Raw genomic sequence first — 25,166 nt, 5'->3', positions numbered from 1 at the left:
CGGCGCTTGAGGGAGTGCCGGTTACATGACGAAAGACCAACTACCGCCGCGTCTTGCTGATGGCATCCAGGGCCAGCAGGATTTTTCTGCTGTCATCGACGCCACCGGCAAGGTCAGTCTGGTAGTCGACAAGGGAGCTTTCCTCCTCACGGCGGACTATGTCCGCTCGGGTCCTGACCTCATCCTGGTCGGCCCCGATGGTGAGAAGGTTCTTCTCGTCAATTACTTCGCCTCCGAAACGCCTCCGGACCTCTATACCCTGAATGGCGCCATGGTGGACGGCGGGCTGGCCAGCGTGCTGGCCGGACCCAGCGCCGAAGGCTTGGCGCAGACCGGCGGCGACCTCGGTGAGCCGATCGGTCTGGTCACCTCGGCCAGTGGTACGGTCTTCGCCAGCCGCACCGACGGCAACCGGGTGCAGCTGGAGATCGGCGACCCGATCTACCAGGACGACGTGATCGAGACCTCCAGCGACGGCGCGGTCGGCCTGGTCTTCAACGACGACACCACCTTCTCTGTCGGCGAGAGCGCGCGGCTGGTTCTAGACGACTTCGTCTACGACCCGTCCGCCAACACCGGCAATGCCGTCGTCAATGTCCTGCAGGGCTCCTTCTCCTTCGTATCCGGCGCGGTGGCCAAGACCGGCGACGACGCGCTGACCGTCAAGACGCCTGTCCTGACCATCGGTATCCGCGGCACCTTCGTCTCGGGCCGCGGTGCCCAGGAAGGCGAGGAATCCGAAGTCGTCAACCTGCCGCAGGGCGACGGCGAATCGGGCTCGGTCTATGTTTCCAACCAGGCTGGCGGCGTGCTGCTGGACCAGCCCTATGAGGGCACCACGGCGACCAGCCAGTTCTCGGCGCCCAGCCCGCCCCGGCTCTACAGCCGGGAGGAAATCGACAGCAAGTTCTCCAGCGCGCTGAACAACCTGCCCGGCGCGCCGGATCTGGACCGTTCCGGCGGCAATGACGACGACAATGGCGGCGGCGACGACGGCCGCAGCGGCGGCGGCCCGGCTGCCGAGACCGAAACCGAAGGCGAGGGTGACGGCGAAGGCGAGGGCGAAGGGGACGGCGAGGGCGAGGAAGACGCAGAGGACGCCGAGGAAGAGGCCACCGACGAGGAAGAAGGCGCCGAGGAAGAAGACGCCGCCGATGAGGGCGACGGCGATTCCGAGGAGACCGCCTCTGACGCCGACGGCAGCGCGGATGGCGACGGCGGCGCAGAAGGTGACGGTTCGGGCGACGGCGACGCGGCCGAGAGCCAGGGCGATGGCGGTTCCGACGGTGGCGATTCGGACGGCGATGCGGGCGATTCCGATGGCGGCGATGCCGACAGCGGCGACGGCGACGGCGGCGATTCCGACGGTGGTGACGGCGGCGATGGCGAAGCCGCTGCTGGCCCGCAGGGCGCCGCCGAAGGTGGAGCCGGCGACGGCGGCCCCGGCGATGGCGGTGGCGGCGACGGCGGTGCCGCGGATGGCGGTACAGCCGATGGCGGATCCGGACCGGGTGGCGGAGACGGCGATGGCGGCGCCGGCGATGGCGGCGGCGCTGAAGGCGGAGCAGGCGATGCAGGAACCGGCGGCGCGCCGACCGGCGGATCTACATCCGGCGGCGGTACGTTCGGCGGTGGCGCAGGCAGCGGCTTCGGCGGCGGCGGCGCAGGTTCCGACACCGGCGGCGGCGCAACGTCCGGAACCGGATCGGGCGGCACCAGCGCCAGCGATCTTCTCGGGGGCGTCACGGGGCCGAGTGCGCCGGCTGGCGGCGGCACAGGCGGTACCGGAACGGGCGGTGGCCCGGCGGCCGGGAGCGGCGACGACGATGGTGGAAATGACGACGTGGTGGTCGTTGCGCCCCCCACCAACACGACGCCGACCGGGGGCAATGACACGCTGACCTTCGGTGCTGGCGACAACAATGTGAACGGCGGCGCCGGGAACGACATCATCAATGGCGGCGGCGGCAACGACACGCTGGATGGCGGTATCGGCAACGACACGCTGAACGGCGACGCGGGCAATGACCGTCTGACCGGCGGTCTGGGCAATGATTCGCTGAATGGCGGCGCCGGCACCGACACGGCCGACTATTCGGGCACGGCCGGCGGCATCGACGTCAATCTCGGTGGCGGCGCTTCGACCGACGGCCAGTCCGGCACGGACACGCTGACTGCGATCGAGAACGTCATCGGCAGCAACGAGGCCGACCGCATCACCGGCTCGGCCGTCGCCAACACGCTGGAAGGCGGGACGGGCAACGACACCCTGATCGGTCTTGGCGGCAATGACTGCCTCGTCGGCGGCGCGGGCAACGATCTGGCCGACTACTCGGCCGCCACGGCCGGTATCTTCGCCATCATCGACGACACTGACGAACTTGCCGAACAGGCGCAGGCGCTGGACACGCTCTCGGGCGATGCCGGCATCGGGCTTGACCGTCTGGTCGGGATCGAAGCGCTGACCGGCGGCGCCTTTGCCGACGGTCTGATCGGTTCCTCTGGCAGCAACACGCTGACAGGCGGTGCAGGCAACGACACGATCCTGGCGCGCGCCGGCAATGACAGCATTTTCGGCGGCGACGGCAACGATTCCATCGAAGGTCAGGATGGCCTCGACATCGTCGATGGCGGCGCGGGCAATGACGCCCTGGGCGGCGGCGCAGATGCTGACACGCTGACCGGCGGCGACGGTGACGATACCGTCCTTGGCGATTCCGGCGACGACCGTATCACCGGCGGCAATGGCGCGGACGCTCTCGACGGCGGATCCGGCGACGATTCCATTGAGGGTAATGACGGCAACGACGCCATCGACGGCGAAGCGGGCGTCGACACGATTCTCGGCGGTGCGGGCGACGACAGCGCCGATGGTGGCGCCGGTAACGACCGCGTCGATGGCGGCGTCGGCGCCGACAGCCTGCTGGGCGGCGACGACAACGACACGTTGATCGGCGGTACAGGCAACGACACGCTGGACGGCGGCGCGGGCGAAGACACTGCCGACTACACGCTCGACGGCAACGGCATCGACGTCAATCTGGTCGAAGGCACGGTTTCCGGCAACATCGCCACCGTCGGCACCGACCAGATCACCGGGATCGAGATCGTTCTGGGCGGCTCGGGCAACGACACCATGCGCGGCGACGTGCTCGCCGTGACCCTGGACGGTGGCTTCGGCAACGATCAGATCATCGGCGGCAGCGGTTCCGACAGCCTGGTCGGCGGCTCCGGCGACGACACGCTGAGCGGCCTGGTCGGCGACGACACGCTGGACGGCGGCGACGGCGTCGACACCGCCAGCTATACCGGCACCAGCAGCGGCATCGATCTCAACCTCGCGCTCGGCACCGCCATCGACGGCGCGACGCGCGGCAATGACAGCCTGATCGGCATCGAGAACGTCCAGGGTTCGATCTTCGGCGACACCATCACCGGCGACGCCAATGCCAACGTCCTCGACGGCGGCGACGGCAACGACCTCCTGAACGGCGGCGCGGGCGACGACACGCTGATCGGCGGCAACGGCATCGACACGGCCAACTACTCGACCGAGACGAACGGCATCGATGTCCGGCTGTTCCTGAACACGGCGACGGACGGCAACAGCGGCACAGACAGCCTGACCGGGATCGAGAATGTCGTCGGCGGTCTGGGCAACGACACCATCGAAGGCGATGCCGGCAACAATGTCCTGAGCGGCAACTCGGGCGACGACATTCTGACCGGCGGCGCAGGCAGCGACAGCCTGATCGGCGGCCTCGGTATCGACACCGCGGTCTTCCTTGCGACCGGCGTTGAGATTCCGCTTGGCGTCGGCGTCAATCTGACGACGGGCCTCGCGACCGATGCGGACAGCAGTGTCGACACGCTGAACGGTATCGAGAACGTTATCGGCACCGCAGGCGCCGATTCGATCCTGGGCGACGCCGGGGCCAATTCGCTGGAAGGCGGCGGCGAGAACGACGAGATCAACGGCGCGGCCGGCAATGACACCATCGATGGCGGATCGGGCTTCGACTCGCTGATCGGCGGGGACGGCGAGGACACGCTGCTCGGCGGCGACGGCGACGATTTCCTGGACGGCGCTGCCGGCAACGACTTCCTGGACGGCGGCGACGGCATCGACACGGCCGACTTCACCTATGGCGGCATTGTCGCCGGCAGCGTCAGCGTCGATCTCGGCATCGGTATCGCGACCGACGAGTTTGGCGACACGGATACGCTGCAGGGCATCGAGAATGTCATCGGCACCGTCAACAACGACGCCATCACCGGCGACGGCAACGCCAACCTGCTGGCGGGCGGCGATGACAACGACACGCTGACCGGCGCAGGCGGCAATGACACGCTGGATGGCGGGGCCGGCTTCGACGTGCTGTTTGGCGGCGACGGTGACGACGTGCTGGACGGCGGCACCGAAGACGACAACATCACCGGCGGTGCAGGCAACGACACGGTTCTGGCGGGCGCCGACAGCGACACGGTCTTCGGCGGCGACGGCAACGATTCCGTCGATCTGGGCGCGGGTATCGACGTCGCCTTCGGCGGTGCGGGCGACGACACCCTGTCGGGTGGCGACGGCAACGACAATTTCGATGGCGGCGCGGGCGACAACTCCCTTGTCGGCGGCGACGGCCTCGACCGGGCGAACTACGTCGCCGCGGCAGCCGCGGTCAGCGTCGATCTGGCCGCCGGCACGGCCCAGGACGGCGAGGGCGGTACCGACACCCTCGTGGAGATCGAGAACGTTGCAGCCAGCGCCTTTGACGACACCATTGCGGGCGATGCGGCCGGCAACCTGATCGAAGGCCGCAACGGCAATGACAGCATCTCCGGCGAGGCGGGCGCGGATACGGCGCTCGGCGGCGCCGGCGACGACACGGTGCGCGGCGGCGACGACAACGACTTCCTTCTGGGCGAGACCGGCAACGACCTGCTCGAAGGCGGCGCGGGCAATGATTCCCTCGATGGCGGCGCCGGAATCGATACCGCAGACTATTCCAATGACGGTTCGGCGGTTTCCGTCGATCTGGCCGGCGGCACGGCGACCGACGGCAATTCCGGCATCGACACGCTGACCGCGATCGAGAACGTCCTCGGTTCGACCGCCAACGACACCATTACCGGCGATGCGAACGCCAACCTGCTGATCGGCAATGCCGGCAACGACGCGCTGGCTGGCGCGGGCGGCAACGACACGCTGTCCGGCGTGTCGGGCCTGAACACGCTGGACGGCGGCGCGGGCGACGACTCCCTGCAGGGCGGCACTGACGACGACACGCTGATCGGCGGGATCGGCGCCGACACGCTGGTCGGTGGCGCGGGTACCGACAAGGCCGACTACTCCGGCGATGCCGCCGGAATCTTCGCCAACATGGGCGCACTGACGGTCACCGACGGCAATGGTGACACCGACAGTCTCGACGGCATCGAGAACATTCTCGGTTCCGAATTCAACGACACCATTTTCGGCGACAGCGCCGCCAACGAACTCGCGGGCGGCGGCGGCAACGACAACTTCTTCGGCCAGGCCGGCGACGACACCATACTGGGCGGCGCTGGCGACGACAGCCTGGAGGGCGGCAGCCAGAACGACTCGCTGGACGGTGGCGACGGCGCGGACCGGGTCCGCGGCGGCAACAATGACGACACCCTGCTGGGCGGCCTGGGCGACGACACCCTGCGCGGTGACAGCGGCGACGATTCCATGGACGGCGGCGACGGCATCGACCAGGCCGACTATTCCAACGAGGCGGCGGGCGTCACGGTCAGCCTGGTGGCGGGTCTCGCAACCGACGGCAGCGGCGGTACCGACACGCTCGTCAACTTCGAGGATGTCGGCGGTTCCGCCTTCGACGACACGATCACCGGCGGCGAACGGGGCAACCTGCTGGAAGGCGGTGGCGGCAATGACGTCATGGACGGCCGGTCCAACGACGACACGCTGAACGGCGGCGACGGCAATGACACCCTGACCGGCGGCGTCGGCTTCGACACCATCGACGGCGGCGCGGGCATCGATGCCGTCAGCTATGCCGCGGATGCCGGCGCAGTCGTGGTCGATCTTGCCGCCAACACGGCGGCCGACGGCGTCTCCGACACCGATCTGCTGCTGTTCATCGAGAACGTGATCGGCTCGGCCTTCGACGACACGGTCAATGGCGACGCCAACGCCAACCTGTTCCAGCTCGGCGACGGCGCCGACCTTGCCGATGGCGGCGACGGCGCGGACACCATCCAGGGCGAGGCCGGCAATGACGACATCGCCGGCGAGGCGGGCGACGACCTGCTGGAAGGCGGCGACGGCGACGACATCCTGATCGGCGATGCCGGCGACGACACGCTGGACGGCGGCGCGGGCACCGACGTCGCGGATTATCAGGAAGATTCGGCGGCGGTCAGCGTCGATCTGGCTGCCGGCACGGCCGCCGACGGCTTCGGCGGCACCGACAGCCTGATCGGCATCGAGGATGTCGACGGCTCCCTGTTCAACGACACCATCACGGGCGACGCCAACGCCAACGTGCTGACCGGTATCGATGGCGACGATTCCATCTCCGGCGCCGGCGGAAACGACGTCCTGTCGGGCAATGTCGGTGCGGACACGCTGGCCGGCGGCGCCGGCGACGACAGCATGGACGGCGGTGCGGGCACCGACCTGGCCGACTATTCCGGCGACGCGGCGGCCGTGGACGTCAATCTCGGCGCCAACACGGCGACCGACGGTGCGGGCGGCACCGACACGCTGGTCAACATCGAGAACGTGCTCGGCACGGGCTTCGACGACACCATCACCGGCGGCGGGGCCGGCAATCTGCTGAACGGCGCGGCCGGCAACGACCTGATCAACGGCCTGGTGAACGATGACACGCTGCTCGGCGGCGACGGTCTCGATACGCTGCTGGGCGGCGACGGCGCCGATCAGCTCTCGGGTGAGGCCGGTGACGATTCACTGGCCGGCGAGGCAGGCGCGGATATCCTGTCCGGCGGCGCCGACAATGACAGCCTCGACGGCGGCGACGGCAATGATTCCCTCGATGGTGGCGACGGCGTCGACAGCCTGATCGGTGGCGCGGGCGACGACACGCTGAACGGCGGCGCCGGCATCGACACGGCCGACTATTCGGCTTCGTCAGGCGGTGTGGCCGTGGATCTCGCGGCGGGGACAGCCGATGACGGCGAAAGCGGCACCGACGCCATTGCGGCGGTCGAGAATGTCATCGGCTCGGCCAATGACGACAGCATCGCGGGCGACGGCCTCGCCAACGTGCTCACCGGCAATGACGGCAACGACATCGTCGACGGTGCGGGCGGCAATGACACCATCGATGCCGGCGCCGGCGACGATACCATCGCCGGCAGTGCGGGCGACGATTCCATCGACGGCGGCGCGGGGATCGACACGATCGATTTCTCCGGCGGCGGCGCGATCGGCTCCGGCGCGACCGTCCCGGCGGCGATCAATGTTGGCACCAACGTCGATCTGACCGACGGCGAAGGCTTCCTCTGGGATATCCAGAGCGACCTGAACATCAACAACGGCACCAACGACGCCTATGACGGCGGCCAGCGGCTGGAAGTCGCGCTGCAGGGCGGTGGCGTGCGCCAGTATCCGGCCGCGGGCAGCCTGTTCGCCAGCGACGACGGCCGGACCATCGACGGCACCCCGGACACGGGCCTTGCCGGCGTCACGATCAACCGCCGGGTCTTCGTGCCGACGGATGAGGGCTATGCCCGTTTCCTCGAATTCGGTGACGAACACGTCGGGCGTGCAGCAGACGGTCACGCTCCGGGTCTTCGGCAATCTGGGTTCCGACGGCGGCACCATCGTTCTGGACACCAGTTCGGGCGATACGGCCTTCGATGCCAATGACCGGTTCCTGATCACCGACGATTCGGCGGACGGCAATGGCGGGTCGGATCCGACCATGCTGCACTACTTCGAATCCGTGAACGCGACGGCGACGGCGAGCGCGGCCTCGATCTCGGGCGACAACTACACCTATTCCTTCACCTTCGATCTGGCTGCCGGTGAGACCGCAGGCATCCTCCACTTCGCGGCCCAGAACGCCAACCTGGCGGCCGCGCAGGCCAAGGTCGCCGGTCTCGACAACCTGGAAGCGCGGTTCTTCACCGACCTTTCGACCGACGAGGCGGCGCTGCTGCAGAATTTCAACTCCGGCCTGGGCGCCGTCGATGTCGATCTTGCAGCAGGTACCGCCACGACCGACAGCGGCGCGACCGCGACCCTGACCAATGTCGAGAACGTCGTCGGCTCCGCCGAGAACGACACCATTGCGGGCGATGCCAACGCCAACAGTCTGGAAGGCGGCGCCGGCGCGGACATCATCGACGGCCGTGACGGAAACGACAGTCTCAGCGGTGGCGACGATGCCGATACCCTGGTCAGCAGCGCCGGCGACGACAGCATGGACGGCGGCGCGGGCATTGACCTTGCCGACTATTCCGGCGACGCGACGGCGGTGGACGTCAATCTCGGCGCCAACACGGCGACCGACGGTGCGGGCGGCACCGACACGCTGGTCAACATCGAGAACGTGCTCGGCACGGGATTCGACGACACCATCACCGGCGGCGGGGCCGGCAATCTGCTGAACGGCGCGGCCGGCAACGACCTGATCAACGGCCTGGTGAACGATGACACGCTGCTCGGCGGCGACGGTCTCGATACGCTGCTGGGCGGCGACGGGCTCGACCAGCTGTTCGGCGATGCGGGCGACGACTCGCTGTTCGGCGAGGCGGGCGCGGACAGCATGTTCGGCGGCGCCGACAACGACCATCTGGACGGCAGCGACGGCAACGATTCCGTCGATGGCGGCGATGGCGACGACAATCTGATCGGTGCGGCCGGCGACGACACGCTGAACGGCGGCGCGGGTACGGATACCGCGGACTATTCGCTGGAGGCCGGCGGGATCGATGTCGACCTGCTGGCGGGCACCGCGACGGACAGCGGGTCGGGCGTCGATGCGCTGATCGCGATCGAGAACGTCAACGGCTCCAACAGCGCCGACACGATCCTCGGCGACGCCGGCGCGAACCTGATCGCCGGCAATGGCGGCGGCGATATCCTGGACGGCGACGACGGCGCCGACACGCTTCAGGGCGGGGCCGGCGACGACACGCTGTCGGGCAGCCAGGGCAGCGATTCGCTGGACGGTGGCGACGGCATCGATACGGCGGACTATTCGAACGCGACCGGCTCGGTCGGCGTCGACCTTAACACCGGCTTCTCGAACGAGGACAACGGCCAGGAATTCGACACCCTCACCGGCATCGAGAACCTGACCGGCTCGGCCTTCGACGACACGCTGAACGGCGACGGCAACGCCAACGTGCTGAATGGCGGCACGGGGGGCGACGTTCTGTCGGGCGCGGCCGGCGACGACACCCTGCTCGGCGATGCGGGGGCCGACGTCATCTCGATCGGCACAGGCGCGGATTCCGTCGATGCCGGTGCGGACAATGACAATGTTCTGATCACGCCCGCCGAGATCGGTGCCGAGGACACGCTGGACGGCGGTGTCGGCGACGACACTTTGACCATCACCGACTTCGGCACCATCGCAGCCGCCGATCTGGCCAATGCGAGCGGTTTCGAGAACATCTTCATTCTGGAGAATGTCGGCCTCAGTCTGACGATCGGCGACAACTTCACGCCCGGCGAATTCAGGCTGACCGTCGATGCCACGGCGATGAACGCGGGCGGTCTGATCTTCGACGGTTCGGCGGAAGCCGACGGCACCTTCGCCATTTCCGGCGGCAATATCGGCGACGACATCACCGGCGGCCAGAACAGCGATATCATCGACGGTCTCGGCGGCGACGATACGGTTCAGGGCGGCGCCGGCGCTGATTCGATCAATGGCGGCGAAGGCAACGATCTTGTCCGCGGCGGCGCGGACAGCGACAGCATGGACGGCGCGGCCGGCATCGATACGCTCAGCTTCGACGACGCCACGAACGGTGTGACCGTCGATGTCGCTTCGGGCACGGCGACCGGTCTCGGCAACGACGCCTTCGCCAACTTCGAGGCGTTCGTCGGCTCGAATTTCTCGGATTCGCTGACCGCCACGGTCGATGCCGCGATCTTCGGCGGCGGCGGCAACGACACCATCACCGGCCTGGCCGGCAACCAGAGCCTGGAAGGCGGCGACGGCAACGACCAGTTCCTGATCAGCATCGGCGTCGACACGATTTCCGGCGGTGGCGGGCTGGACACGATCAGCCTCGGCGCGGGCGACCAGAACGCTACGGGCGATGCGGGCGACGACACCTTCATCATCAACGCCGTCAATCTGGATGCGGGCGACACGCTGGATGGCGGCGCCGACAACGACACGCTGCAGATCATCAACAGCGCCGACATCTTCTCCGGCCAGCTGACCAACACCACCGGTTTCGAAGAGGTCGTGCTCGCGAACGACAACGAGACCGATTTCGAGCTGCGCAACAACAACATCAACAACACTGGCACCATCGCCATCAGTGCCGTGGCCCTGGCGACGGCGTTCCTGTTCCTCGATGCCTCGCTGAAGACGGATGCGGGCATCAACCTCACCGCCGGCGACGGCGACAATGTTGCGCTCGGCACCGGCGTGGCGGACACGCTGACCGGCGGCGCGGGACAGGACGCCCTGTTCGGCGGCGACGGCGACGACGCGCTTGCGGGCAACGATTCCAACGACCTGCTGGATGGCGGCGCGGGCGTCGACAACATCGTCGGCGGCCTGGGCAACGACCTGCTGGTCGGCGGCGCGGGCGACGACATACTGAACGGCGGCGACGGCACGGACGTCGTCGAGTTCTCCGGCGCGGCGACCGGTGTGACGGTCGATCTGGGCGCGGGCACCGCGACCGGCGAGGGCACCGACACGATCAGCGAGGTCGAGTTCGTCATTGGCTCGACCTTCGGCGACACCATCGACATCTCGACGGCCGCGGGCATCGGCGGCGCGGTCGGCGGCGCGGGCGGCGACACCATCATCGGCGGCGCCAATGACGACGGGCTGCTGGGCCAGCTGGGCGACGACAGCATCACCGGCAATGGCGGTGCAGACTTCATCGGCGGCGGCGGCGGCAACGACACGCTGCTGGGTGAGGCCGGCGCCGACGAGATCGAGGGCGGCGCGGGCGACGACAGCATCGACGGCGGCTCGGGCAATGACGACATCACCGGCGACGACCGTATCGATCCGGTCGACGAGCTGGTGTTCGACGGCGTCGATGACGGCGTGTTCCTGCCCAGCCTGCGCGGCGTCGACGGTACGACCGACCTGACTTTCGAAGCCTGGCTGCGTCCGCAGGCGAGCCAGGACATGGCGGTGATCGATCTGCGCTTCGACGATGGCGCGGGCGAGACCGGCTTCTTCTTCGGCTTCCAGACCGACGGTGCGGGCGGCGTGACCGCGCATGCCCGGCTTGCCTTCGAGGGCACGGTCATCACCGTCGACAGCTCCAGTCTGGCGCTGCCGGCGACGGCGCAGCATTTCGCCGTGACCGTGGACCGCGCCGGCAACATGACCATCCTGGTCGATGGCAGCCCGGACGGAACGGTGGATGTCTCGTCCCTGGCCGCGCAGAACATCGGTTCCGACGAACCGCTGTTCTTCGGCCAGTCCAACCTGGAAGACGCCTTCGGCGACTATGCCGGCACCATCGACGAGGCCCGGGTGTGGTCCATCGCGCGTTCGGACGCCGAGATCGCGGCCGCCCTGGACGACATTCTGGTCGGCGACGAGGCCGGGCTCGAGCTCTACTACCGCTTCGACACCGATGTCGGCTTCCTGGTCGACGAGACCGCGAATCACAATACCGGCGTCGTGCTCGGCGGTGCGGTGGTGCAGGCCTCCACCGCGGTCATCAACGACGTCACGTCCGGCAGCGACACCATCTCCGGCGGCGACGGGGACGACGTCATCGATGGCGGCGGCGGCAATGACGTGGTGGCCGGCGACGCCGGCAACGACTCGCTGGAAGGCGGGGCCGGCGACGACACGATGTCGGGCGGCGCGGGCGACGACTTCCTGGACGGCGGCGACGGCACCAACACGGCCGATTATTCCAACGCAGCGGCCGGGGTAGACGTCAACCTGGCGCAGGATTCCGCGTTCGACGATGGCGACGGCGGGCAGGACACGCTGTTCGGGTTCAACGTGGTTCAGGGTTCGGCCTTCAACGACCTGCTGACCGGCACCAATGACGACGACACGGTCTCGGGCAATGCCGGCGCGGACTCGCTGGAAGGCAATGACGGTAACGACCTGCTGTCGGGCGGGGCGGGCGACGACACGCTGGCCGGCGCGATCGGCGGCACGGGCTCGGGCAACGATACGCTGGATGGCGGCGCGGGCATCGACCTTGCCAGCTACGCCAGCGCCACGGCCGGCATCACCGCCAGTCTGTCCCTGGGCACGGTCACTGGCGATGTCTCGGTCGGCAACGACAGCATCACCGGCGTCGAGAATGTCATCGGTTCGACCTTCAATGACACCATCACCGGGGACGACAACGCCAACCTGATCATCGGCAACGAGGGCTTCGACAGCCTCAACGGCGGTGCCGGCAACGACACCCTGACGGGCGGCGCGTCGTTCGACTTTATCTTCGGTGGCGCGGACGACGACGTGATCGATGCGGCCGGCGGTGGCGACTTCGTGAACAGTGGCTTCGGCGACGATCTTGTCGATGCAGGCGACGGCGATGACACCGTTACCGCAGTCGATGGCAATGATACCGTCACCGGCGGTGCCGGCAGCGACCTTCTGATTGGTGGCAACGGCAACGACCAGCTGGATGGCGGCGCGGACAATGATTCAGTCCTCGGCGGCAACGACAGCGACACCCTGGATGGCGGTGACGGTGACGACACCCTGTTCGGTGATGCCGGCGCGGACCTGATCCGCGGTGGCGCAGGCGACGATTTTACCAGCTATGAGAACGATACAGCCGCTGTCAGTGTCGATCTGGAAAATGGGACCGCTACGGACGGTTCGGGCAGCATCGACACTCTGGAAGCCATCGAAGGCGCCATCGGCTCGGCCTTCGCCGACAGCCTCAGCGGCACTGCCGGTTCCGATACCCTGGTCGGCGGCGGCGGCGCGGATACGCTGATCGGCGGCGACGGCGTGGACGTGCTGCAGGGTGGCGCCGGCGAGGACATCCTCGACGGCGGCGGCGATACCGAAGGCGGCGTGCGCCAGTTCTTCGACACGGCCGACTTCTCCGACGACACAGCCGGCATCACCGCCTCGCTCGAGATCGGCGGCGCGGTCAACAACGCGGGCGAGATCGACCGCGTGGCGCGGGTCGAGCGTCTGGTCGGCGGCTCCGGCGACGACGAACTGGAGGGCGGCTTCGAGCCGGAGTTCGAGGAGCTGGTTGGCAATGCCGGCAATGACCGTCTCGATGGCATCTCCGGCTTCACCCAGGCCAGCTATCAGGACGACCCGGCCGGGATCACGGCCAATCTGAACACCGGCATCGTGCTCGACGGGTTCGGCGGTACGGACACGCTGGAAAGCATCGACCGCGTCGAGGGCTCCGAGTTCGGCGACTCGCTGCTGGGCAATGCCGGGAACAACCGGTTCCGGGGCCGGGGCGGCGACGACACGATCGACGGCGGCGACGGCTTCGACGAGGTCGACTACAAGAACGCGGGCGCATCCGTCGGCGTGAATGTCGATCTTGGCGCAGGCACGGCGAGCGACGGCACCGGCGGTACTGACCTGCTGAGCAATATCGAGCGGGTGCGCGGCTCCGATCTCGCCGACACCATCACCGGCGACGCCAACGACAACCTGGTCCGGGGCGCGGCGGGCGGCGACTCGCTTGATGGCGGCGCCGGGTTCGACACGCTGGACTACTCGAACGACATCTTCGACGCGGCAGGCCAGTCCGGCGTCACCGTCAACCTGACGACCGGCGTTGCGACCGACGGCTTCGGCGACACGGACACGGTCTCGGGCTTCGAGGTGGTCTTCGGCACCGATTTCGCCGACACCATCACCGGCGATGCGAACGCGAACAACCTGGTGGGCGGTGACGGCTCCGACGTCTTCTTCGCCAGCGCCGGCAACGACACCATCGATGGCGGCTCCGACCTGCTGAACGGCTTCGAGCAGGGCGATGACCGGCTGTCGTTCCAGAATCACGGGCTGAACATCTCGGTTGATCTGTCGGCCGGTACGGGCTCGGACGGTCTGGGCAGCACCTACGTCATCACGGGCATCGAGCGAGTTCTGGGTTCTGCCGGAGACGACACGATCATCGGCGGCGGCAACGATCTCAACGAGACCTTCTTCGGTCTGGCCGGCAATGATTCCATCGTCGGCGACCTCGGGGCCTTCACCCAGGTCGATTACGGCCTCGATCCGGCCGCGGTGAACGTCAACCTGTCGACCGGCATCGCGCTGGACGGCTTCGGCGGCACCGATACGCTGTCGGGCATCGAGGCGGTTCGCGGGTCCAACTTCTCCGACACCCTGACCGGTTCGGCGGCGGCGTTCGAACGCTGGCGCGGCCGGGGCGGCGACGACACGATCAGTGGCGGCGGCGGTGTCGACGAACTGGACTACGCCTTTACCGGCGTGGTGGGCGGCATCAATGTCGACCTCTCCGGTCAGGACGGCGCCGGCACCGGCGTCGCGGATGACGGCCTGGGCGGTACGGATATCTTCTCCGGCATCGAACGGGTGCGCGGCTCCGAACAGGACGACACGGTCCTCGGCGACAGCCAGGACAACCGCTTCCGCATGCTGGAGGGCAATGACTCCGTCGATGGCGGGGCCGGCTTCGACATCATGGATTTCCGCACGGTCGACGGTTCCTTCGTCGAGCTGCAGGGCATCGTGCTGGATCTGGCGGCCGGTACCGCAACCGACCAGTTCGGCTTCACCGATACGCTGGCGAATATCGAGGGTGCCTTCGGTTCGGCGCTGGACGATACCTTCTCCGGCTCGGCAGGCAACGACTCGCTGGACGGCCGCGACGGCGTGGACGTGCTGATCGGTCTCGGCGGCAACGACACGCTGATCGGCGGCGACGACAACACCAACGGCATCCGGCAGTTCTTCGACACCGCGGACTATTCCTTCGACATCGCGTCGGTGAACATCAACCTGTTCACCGGTATCGGCCTCGACGGCTTCGGCGGCACGGACGTGCTGTCGGGCATCGAGCGCATCGTCGGCTCGGCCTTCGACGACACGCTTGTCGGCGGCGGCAATGCGGAGTTCGAGGAGTTCGACGGCGGCGCGGGCAGCGACGCCATCGATGGCGGCGATGCGGTCGCGGGCGACAACGGGTTCGACGCGGTCAGCTACCAGAATGCGGCGGCAGCGATCAACGCCACCTTCGTTGGCGGTATCGGCACCGTCACCGGCGGCGACGGTGGCACCGACACGCTGTTCGGCATCGAGCGTGTCGAGGGCACCGAGTTCGACGACACCCTGACCGGCGACGAGAACGCGCAGGTCTTCCGGGCCCGTGGCGGCAACGACCTGATCACCGGCGGTTCCAGCGCCTTCGACGAAGCCGACTATCTGAACGCCGGCGCATCGACCGGTGTGAATGTCGACCTCTCGACCGGCATCGCGACCGACGGCACCGGCGGCACCGACACGCTGTCGGGCATCGAGCGGGTCCGCGGCACGAACTTCGACGACACCATCATCGGTGACGCGAACGACAACCGCATCCGCGCCATGGGCGGCTTCGACAGCATCGACGGCGGCGCCGGCGAGGACACGCTGGACTACTCATCCGAGCAGTCGAATTTCGCCGAAGCCCAGAACGGCGTGGCCATCAGCCTGGAGTTCGGCATCGGCCGCGACGCCTTCGGCGATGTAGACCGCTTCAGCAATATCGAACATGTCCGCGGCACCAATCTGGACGACCTTCTGGAAGGCAACTCGAACGCCAACCAGCTGGAAGGCCGCGGCGGCAATGACGAGTTCCTGGGCGGCGCCGGCAATGACAGCTTCTTCGGCGGCGACGGCTTCGACACCGTCGAGTTCGACGACGACCTGATCATCCAGGGCGTGGACGTGAATCTGGACCTCGGCACTGCGACAGACGGCTTTGGCGATACCGACCAGCTGGCCGGTATCGAGGCCATCGAGGCGACCGACTTCGACGACACGCTGACCGGCGACGCCAATGCCAACCTGTTCGAGGCCTTTGCCGGCAACGACTCGATCCTGGGCAATGACGGCAACGACACCGTCTTCGGCGGTCAGGGCAACGACACCATCGGCGGCAGCGCCTTCGGCAACAATGGCGACGACGTGATCTTCGGCGGCGACGGCGACGACCTGATCTTCTCCGGCGAGGGCCTCGACAACATCGATGGCGGTCTGGGCAGCGATACGCTGGACTTCTCCCCGGGCCTGCAGCCCGCCGTGGTCGATCTCTCGACCGGCATCGTCTCAAACGACGGCAGCGGCAATACCGAGACGGTCACCGGGATCGAGGCCGTGTCCGGGACGACCGGCGACGACACGCTGACCTTTGGCGCGGGCACGACGTTGTCCGGCGGTGCGGGCAACGACCGCTTCATCGTCGGCCAGGGCGTGGGCACCGCCAACATCCTGACCGATTTCACGGCCGGCACCGGCAGCCCGGACAGCCTGGACGTCTCCGCGTTCGGTTTCCTCAGCCTGGCCCAGGTGCAGGCGGCGGCCAGCGACGACGGAACCGACACCACCATCCAGCTGGACGGCGACGATGCGCTGATCCTGCAGAACGTCTTGGTCAACGACCTGGCCGCGGACGATTTCGTCTTCGCGCCCGAACCGACCATTCTCCTCGACAACCTGCTGGGCGACTCGGGCGGTTTCCTGATCGGCAATTCGCAGGTCAACGAAGGCTTCGGCGATGCGCTGAGCGGCATTGGCGACATCGATGGCGACGGCTTCGAAGACCTGCTGGTCGGCGCGCCCAACGCATCGACCGATACCGGCCAGGCATTCGTCTTCTCGACCTTCAACGCCTACAACACCGAAGCCAATCTCGTGGCAGAGGGCCGCGGCTTCGTGATTTCCGACAGTGGCCAGGCCGGCGCGGCCTATCTCGGCTACGAGGTGTCGGAAGTCGGCGATATCAATGGCGACGGGTTCACCGATTTCGCGGTAACGCAGCTCTACAGCTACAACGGCGCCGGCTACGGCAACGGATCTGTTTCGGTGATCTTCGGTTCGGCTGCCGGACTGAGCGGCGACATCGATCTGGCGGCACTTGACGGTACCAACGGGTTCACGATCGCCAATGTTGCAGGCGGCGGCTCGAGCTTTGGCCGATCGGTGGATTCCGCGGACGTCAATGGCGATGGCTTCGACGACCTGTTGCTCAGCGATACGGCCTCGAATACGGGCTATTTGCGGGCCGGCGATGTCTTCGTGGTCTTCGGCAAGGCGAATGGCTTTGCCGCGAAGACAGACGTCGACAGTGCGGTGGCCGTGGGCAGCGGCAAGCGGATCAGCGGTGGCGCCGCCTACGAATACAACGGCTATACCGTCAGTTCGGTCGGCGACTTCAACGGCGACGGATTTGACGACATCGCCATGAGCGCCGGCGTCGGTGGCGAAGGCGGTTCCGGGCGGGTGCATGTCCTGTTCGGCAACGCCGGCGTTGGCGGCAACTACAACATCCTCGACGAAGTCACCGCCGGTAACGGCTTCACCCTGACGCAGGGACAGTCGGGCGACCGCTTCGGCGCCGCCATCGCCGGCGCCGGCGATCTCAACGGCGACGGCTTCGCAGATTTCGTCATCGGCGCCGAGGGCTCATATGTCGGTGTCACCTATGACATCGGCCGCGCCTTCATCATCTTCGGCAACAACAACGCGGCCAATGCACAGGTCGACCTGTCGAACATCCAGGCGGGCCAGGCCGTCGTGATCGAAGGCTTGGCCGGCGGCGACTCGCTCGGCGGTTCGGTCGACGCGGGTGGCGACTTCAATGGCGATGGCATCGGCGACATCCTGATCGGCGCGTCCGGTCTCGACAACGGCGTCTACGGGAATGCCGGCGGCGCCTACGTGATATTCGGTCCGGGCGAGGCAGTCGCCGAGACGGCCTTCGACCTGTCTCAGCTGGACGGATCCAACGGGATCGAGATCGTCGGGCCCGGCACGGTCGACGCCAATGCGGGCCGCGAAGTGGCCTTCGCCGGCGACGTCAACGGCGACGGCTTCGACGATGTCGCCCTGGCCAGCGACTTCGTGCAGGGCGGCTACAACGACGTGGTCTTCGTCGTGACCGGCCGCGACGTCTCCAACCAGGCCAGTGTCGGCACGAACGGCGCGGACCTGCTGACCGGCGGCGGCAATGACGACATCCTGATCGGCGCCGAAGGCGACGACACGCTGAACGCCAATGCGGGCGACGACGTGCTGAAGGGTGCTGTCGGCAATGACAGCCTGGACGGCGGCGACGGCGCCGACCTGCTGTTCGGCGGCGCGGGCCAGGATACGCTGATCGGCGGCTCTGGCGACGACACCCTCAATCCGGGCTCCAACGACGGCTCGGGCGATGTCATCCAGGCCGGCGCGGACAACAACCTGATCGTCTTCGAAGCCCCGGGCAGCGGCTTCTTCGTGTTGAACTACACGGACCAGGTAACCGGCATCGACGCCACCTTCGGAAACACGTCCGGCACGGTGGTCAAGGCGGGCGGCACCGATACGATCGAAGGCGTCAACCTGATCGACGGCATTGTCGGCGGGCTGCAACTCAATGGTGGTTCGGGCGACGACACGGTTTCGGCCGACCTGATCGACGCCAACGAGTTCTTCCAGTTCCGCGGCGGTGCAGGCAATGACAGCTTTACCGGTGGCGCCGGGTTCGACCGGCTGGACTACCTCGGTGCCCAGACAGGCGGTGTCACCGTCAATATCGAACTGGGTCTGACGACGGAAGACGGCCACGGCGGGACAGATACCTTCTCGGCCATTGATGAACTGCGAGGTTCCGATTTCGCCGACAGCCTGCTGGGTTCGTCCGGCAACGACCGCTTCATCCTGCGTCAGGGCAACGACACCGTGGACGGCGCCGGCGGCTTCGACCTGCTGCGCTACGACCGTGCCCCGATCGAGGTGGTCAACGTCGATCTGAGCGCCGGCATTGCGACGGTGACAGACGACGGCTCGGTGTTCACGGACACGATTCTCAATATCGAAGCCGTTCGCGGCAGCCGGACCGGCGACGACACGCTGACCGGCGACGCCAACGACAATCAGCTCGACGGCCGGGGCGGCAACGACATCATCGCGGGCGGCGATGGCCTCGACACGCTGATCGGCAACTCCGGCGACGACACGATCAATACAGGCACCGGCGATGGCGACGCGGCCTTCGGCGGCGACGGTACCGACCTGCTGGTGATCGACTTCAACGAGGGCGCGAACAACGCCACCGTCAGCATCAACGACCCGGTCACCGATATCGCCGACCTGACCGGCTTCACCCAGAGCGGCAACAACAAGACCATCAGCGGCTTCGAGCGCGCCTTCCTGACGGCCGGCAACGGCTCCGACTTCCTGCTTGGTGGCGTCCTGGACGACACGCTGATTGGCGGCGGCGGCAACGACAACCTGTTTGCCGGTCTCGGCGGCATCGACTTTGTCCAGGGCGATGGCGGCAACGACACCATCTCCGGCGTGGCCGGCGGCAATTTCGACGGCGGCACCGAAGACGACCTTCTGGTGACCGATCTGTCGGCCCTGGCCGACGACATCGTGCTCGTCGCCGGCGGGGCTACGGTGACGCTCTCCGACGGCACCGACATCACGGGCTTCGAGAGCTTCAACATCACCACCGGCAGCGGCAATGACAGCTTCGACCTGTCGGGCACCGACCTTCTCGACACGATCTCGACCGGCGCGGGCGATGACACGATCGATGCCGGTCAGGGCGCGGACATCCTGGATGGCGGCGCGGGTACGGACCTGCTGATCATCGATTTCACGTCGAACGCCAACAACGCCCCGATCGCGGTGGTCGGCGCGACCGATGACATCTCCCAGGCAAGCTCGATCACGCAGTCCGGCGACGACAAGACCATCGCCGGCTTCGAACGGGTGAACTTCACGGCCGGCAACGGCAGCGACTTCCTGATCGGCGGCGCGCTGGACGACACCATAAACGGCGGTGGCGCCAACGATACGCTGAACGGCGGTCTGGGCGGCGCGGACATCATCAATGGCGAGGGCGGCAACGACACCATCCTCGGCGTGGCGAGCGGCGCCTTCGACGGCGGCACCGGGAATGACCGGCTGGAGATCGATCTCTCGGCCCTGTCAGACGACATCGTGCTCAGCGCCGGCGGCGCGACGGTGACGCTGTCGGACGGTACCGACATCACCGCCTTCGAGAGCTTCAACATCCAGACCGGCACCGGCAATGACAGCTTCAACCTGGCGGGCACGGATTTGCTGGATACGATCTCGACCGGCGCCGGCGACGACACGATTGATGCCGGTCAGGGCGCGGATATCCTGGATGGCGGCGCGGGCATCGACCTGCTGATCATCGACTTCTCGTCGAACGCCAACAACGGTGCGATCACGGTCCAGGGCACCACCAACGACATCACCCAGGCCACCGGCTTCGACCAGACCGGCGACAACAAGACCATCAGCGGCTTCGAACAGGTCAGCCTGACAGGCGCGGCCGGGTCCGACTTCCTGGTCGGTGGCGTGCTCGACGACACCATCAATGGCGGTATCGGCAACGACACCATCAACGGCGGCGGCGGCGGTGCGGATGTCATCAATGGCGGCGGCTCCAATGACGTCATCATCGGCAACGCGACCGGCAACTATGATGGCGGCGCCCAGACCGACCGGCTCGAGATCAATCTTTCGGCGTTGACCGACGACATCGTTCTGGTCGCTGGCGGGGCCACGGTCACGCTGTCCGACGGCACCGACATCACCGCCTTCGAGGTGTTCAACATCACGACCGGCATCGGCAATGACAGCTTCGACCTGTCCGGCATCGACGAGTCGGACACGATCTCGACCGGCGACGGCGACGACACGATCAATGCCGGCACCGGGCAGGACAACCTGTTCGGCGGCGGCGGCACCGACCTGCTGATCGTCGATTTCTCGGCGAACCTCAACAACAGCGCCGTCACCGCGGTCGGCTCCACGACCGACATCACGGCTGTCACCCAGTTCACCCAGACCGGCGACGACAAGAACATCGCCGGTTTCGAACAGGTCGACCTGACCGGCGCCAACGGCAATGACCTGCTGGTGGGCGGGGCGCTGGCCGACACGCTGAACGGCGGCGGCGGCAACGATACGCTCAACGCCAATGCCGGCGCCGACGTCGTCGATGGCGGTACCGGCGACGATGTCATTTCCGGCAGTGTCACCGGCATCTTCAACGGCAACACCGGCACGGACCAGCTGCAGATCGACCTGTCGAGCTTCAGCGAGGACGTGAACCTGGTCGCCGGCGGCGGCGCGGTGGCCTTCGTGGACGGCACCACGATCCAGGAGTTCGAGAGCTTCATCATCACCACCGGGTCGGGCAATGACAGCTTCGACCTGTCGGGGATCGACCGCAGCGACAACATCGCTCTGGGCGACGGCGACGACACGGTGGACGCCGGCCGCAACGACGACACGCTGGATGGCGGCCTAGGTTCCGACCTTCTGATCATCGACTTCACCGGCAACAACAGCGCCATCACCGCCATTGGTTCGACGACCGATATCACCCTGGTGACGCAGTTCTTCCAGACCGGCGACACCAAGACGATCTCGGGCTTCGAGCAGGTCAGCCTGACCGGCGCCAACAGCGGCGACGAACTGGTCGGCGGTGCACTGGCCGACACCATCCTCGGCGCCGGCGGCAACGACACGATCAGTTCGGGTTCGGCCGGCAACGACTTCGTCGACGGCGGCGCCGGTCTCGACTCCATCACCACCGGTGCCGGCGACGACACCATCCTGGGTGGCGACAACGACGACATCATCTTCGGCGGCGCGGGCGTGGATTCGATCACCGGCGGTCTCGGCGACGACACCATGTCCGGCGGCGCCGACGACAACATCTACGTCATCGCCGACGGCGACGGCAGCGACGTCATCACCGACTTCTCGGCGGGCGCCGGTCTGGCGGACGTCATCGACGTGACCGGCATTGCCGAGCTGATCGACTTCTCGGCCGTGCTCGCCAGGGCCGCCGACGACGGCACCGACACCACCATCACGCTGGACAATTCCGACTCGATCACCCTGCTGGGCGTGACCGTGGCCGAACTCGACGAGGACGACTTTGCCTTCCCGCCGCCGACGACTCTGACCGGCACAGCGGGCGACGATACCCTGACGGGCGATGCAGGCCGAAACGTGCTTCAGGGCCTCGCTGGCAATGACAGCCTGGATGGCGGCGGCGCCGGCGACACGCTGCAGGGCGATGGCGGCAACGACACGCTGGTCGGTGGCGCGGGCGGCGACTTGCTTGAAGGCGGTGCGGACACCGACACGGCAGACTTCTCGCTGGATGCTGCTGCAGTTGCTGTCGATCTCGAGTTCGGATTCGCGGCCGATGGCGGCGGTGATACCGACACGCTCACCGGCGTCGAGAATGTCATCGGTACCACGTTCAATGACACGCTGACGGGTGACGCGAACGCCAACTCGCTGGCTGGCGGCACGGGCGACGATTCCTTCGTTGGCTCCCAGGGCGCGGATACGCTGGAAGGCAATGCGGGTTTCGACACAGTCGACTACCTGACAAGCGGTGCAATTTCGGTCGACTTCGACGCCACGACAAGCAACGCCACGGTCGATTTCGGCGGCGGCAACGTCTTCGTCCAGAGCTTGCCGAACATCGCCGGCCTCGTCCTGACGGCCGGTAACGACACGGTGTTGGGCAGTGGCACCTCGATGAACGTCAACGGCGCCAGCGGCGACGATTCCATCCTTGGCGGTTCCAACAACGCGAATACGCTGGACGGCGGTATCGGCAACGACACCATCAACCCGAACGGTTCGGGCAATGGTGACGTGCTGGACGGCGGTGCCGATACCGACCTGCTGCAGATCGACTTCAGCGAGCCGAACGGCCTGGGCAACCCGACCTTCAACTTCGCTGTCACCATGACGGGGTCGCTGACCGACATCACGGCGGCCACGGGCTTCACCGGCACCGGCAATGCGAAGACCTTCACGAACTTCGAACAGGCCGATCTGACCGGCGGCAACGGCAACGACGCCTTCGGCGGCGGCGCGCTGGCCGACACGCTGAATGGCGGCGCCGGCAACGACACGCTGAACGGCGGCTCCGACGGCGCTGACATCATCGACGGTGGCGCCGGTGACGACAGCCTGACGACAGCGGCCGGCGACGACACGATCACCCCGGGGACAGGCAGCGATCTGGTCAGTGGTGGTGACGACACGAATGGCGACTTCGTTTCCTACGCGGACCAGCTGGCTGGCGTCTCGGTCGACCTGGCCAACGATGTGGCCACCGATGGGGGTGGAAGTTTTGACACGCTGACGGGCATCGAGCACGCCATCGGCTCCGACTTCGCGGACACGCTCTCCGGCCAGAATGTCGAGGACAACCAGCTGTTCGGCGGCATCGGCAACGACGTGCTCAGCGGCCTGTCGGGCGCGGACACGCTGGACGGCGGACAGGGCTTCGACAGCCTGGACGGCGGTTCGGGCAGTGACAGCCTGCTGGGCGGCGACGATGACGACACGCTGTTCGGCGATGCCGGCAGCGACACCATCGATGGCGGCGACGGCACCGACCTGGTCAGCTATGCGGGCGCCATTCTGGGTGTCACGGTCAATCTGTCCCTGGGGACGGCCGCCGATGACGGCCTGTCGGGCAGCGACACGCTGATCAGCATCGAAAACGTGCTGGGCGGCTCCGGCAATGACGGACTGACCGGCGACGCCAACGCCAACCTGTTCATCGGCGGTACGGGCGCCGATACGATCAACGGTCTTGGCGGCGACGACTCGCTGAACGGCAACGAGGGCGCCGATTCCATCGACGGCGGCGACGGCAATGACAACCTGACCGGTGACGACGGCGACGATATCCTGATCGGCGGCGCGGACGACGATACGCTCGACGGTCAGGCTGGCAGCGACAGCCTCGACGGCGGCACAGGTATCGACACGGCGGATTTCTCGCTGAACTCAAATGCCGTGTCTGTCGATCTCGTCGGCGGAACGGCCGTCGATTCGATCGCTGCCGCTGTCGATACCCTGACAGGTATCGAGAACGTCACGGGCTCGATCAACAACGACACCATCGCCGGCGACGCCAACGACAACGTGCTGGATGGCGGCTCGGGCAACGACACCATCACCGGCGGCTCGGGCGACGACACGCTGATCGGCGGGCTCGGCGACGACTCGCTGGATGGCGAGGTCGGCAGCGTGAACGGCGACTTCGTCGACTATTCCGGCTCGGCGACGGCGGTTCAGGTCAATCTCGGCGATGACACCGCCACTGGCGAGGGCAACGATACGCTGACCAGCATCGAGCACGTCATTGGATCGGCCAACAACGACTCCATCGTCGCGCAGGACAACGAGAGCAACCAGATCTTCGGCGGCGGCGGAAATGACGAGATCATAGGCGCCCTGGGAGCGCAGACACTCGAGGGCGGTGATGGCGCTGACATCATCGTCGGCCTGGCGGGCGCGGACAGCATGAGCGGCGGCATTGGCGCAGACGCCTTCGGCTATGACTCGGTTGGCGAGCTGGCCGTGGTGGCTGGAAACCAGACGGTGGCTGCGGCCGGTGTCGCGGTCGATCTGGTCAGCGATTTCTCGGGTATCGTCGGCGGCGAAGGCGACACCTTCGATTTCGATGCGGCCGGTGGATTCGCCGAACTTGGGCTGGGGGCATCCTTTGTCACCATCGGTCAGGACTATGACGGTACGAATTCGGGCGTCGGTCTGGGCGCGGCCTACGTCTTCGACGGCACGCATCTGATCTTTGACAATGATGTCCAGACAGCCGGCTACCAGGTTGTCGCCAACACCAATGGCGGCACCGTGTCCGAGGCGGATCTGACGATCGCCGGCGGCGGTCAGTTGCCGCCTGGATGACGCGAAACCGCTTCGACATCACTGTTATTGCCTGCAACTGGCGTTAGT

2 protein-coding genes are annotated in these 25,166 nt (G+C 67.1%); both read left to right on the top strand.

The window, feature by feature from the left end:
* Nucleotides 1-25 precede the first annotated feature (25 nt).
* Nucleotides 26-7,876 (top strand): FecR domain-containing protein, encoded by a 7,851-nt coding sequence (locus ACMVY4_RS00770; protein ID WP_416898306.1) that lies wholly within the window; start codon nt 26-28, stop codon nt 7,874-7,876.
* Nucleotides 7,773-25,118 (top strand): hypothetical protein, encoded by a 17,346-nt coding sequence (locus ACMVY4_RS00765; protein ID WP_416900382.1) that lies wholly within the window; start codon nt 7,773-7,775, stop codon nt 25,116-25,118. Before ACMVY4_RS00770 ends, ACMVY4_RS00765 begins: the two co-directional genes overlap by 104 nt.
* Nucleotides 25,119-25,166: the final 48 nt, after the last annotated feature.

Origin of the sequence: Minwuia sp. (genome assembly GCF_048007105.1) — a bacterium.
Taxonomy (GTDB): domain Bacteria; phylum Pseudomonadota; class Alphaproteobacteria; order Minwuiales; family Minwuiaceae; genus Minwuia.
This window is presented reverse-complemented; position numbering and strand designations above follow the sequence as displayed.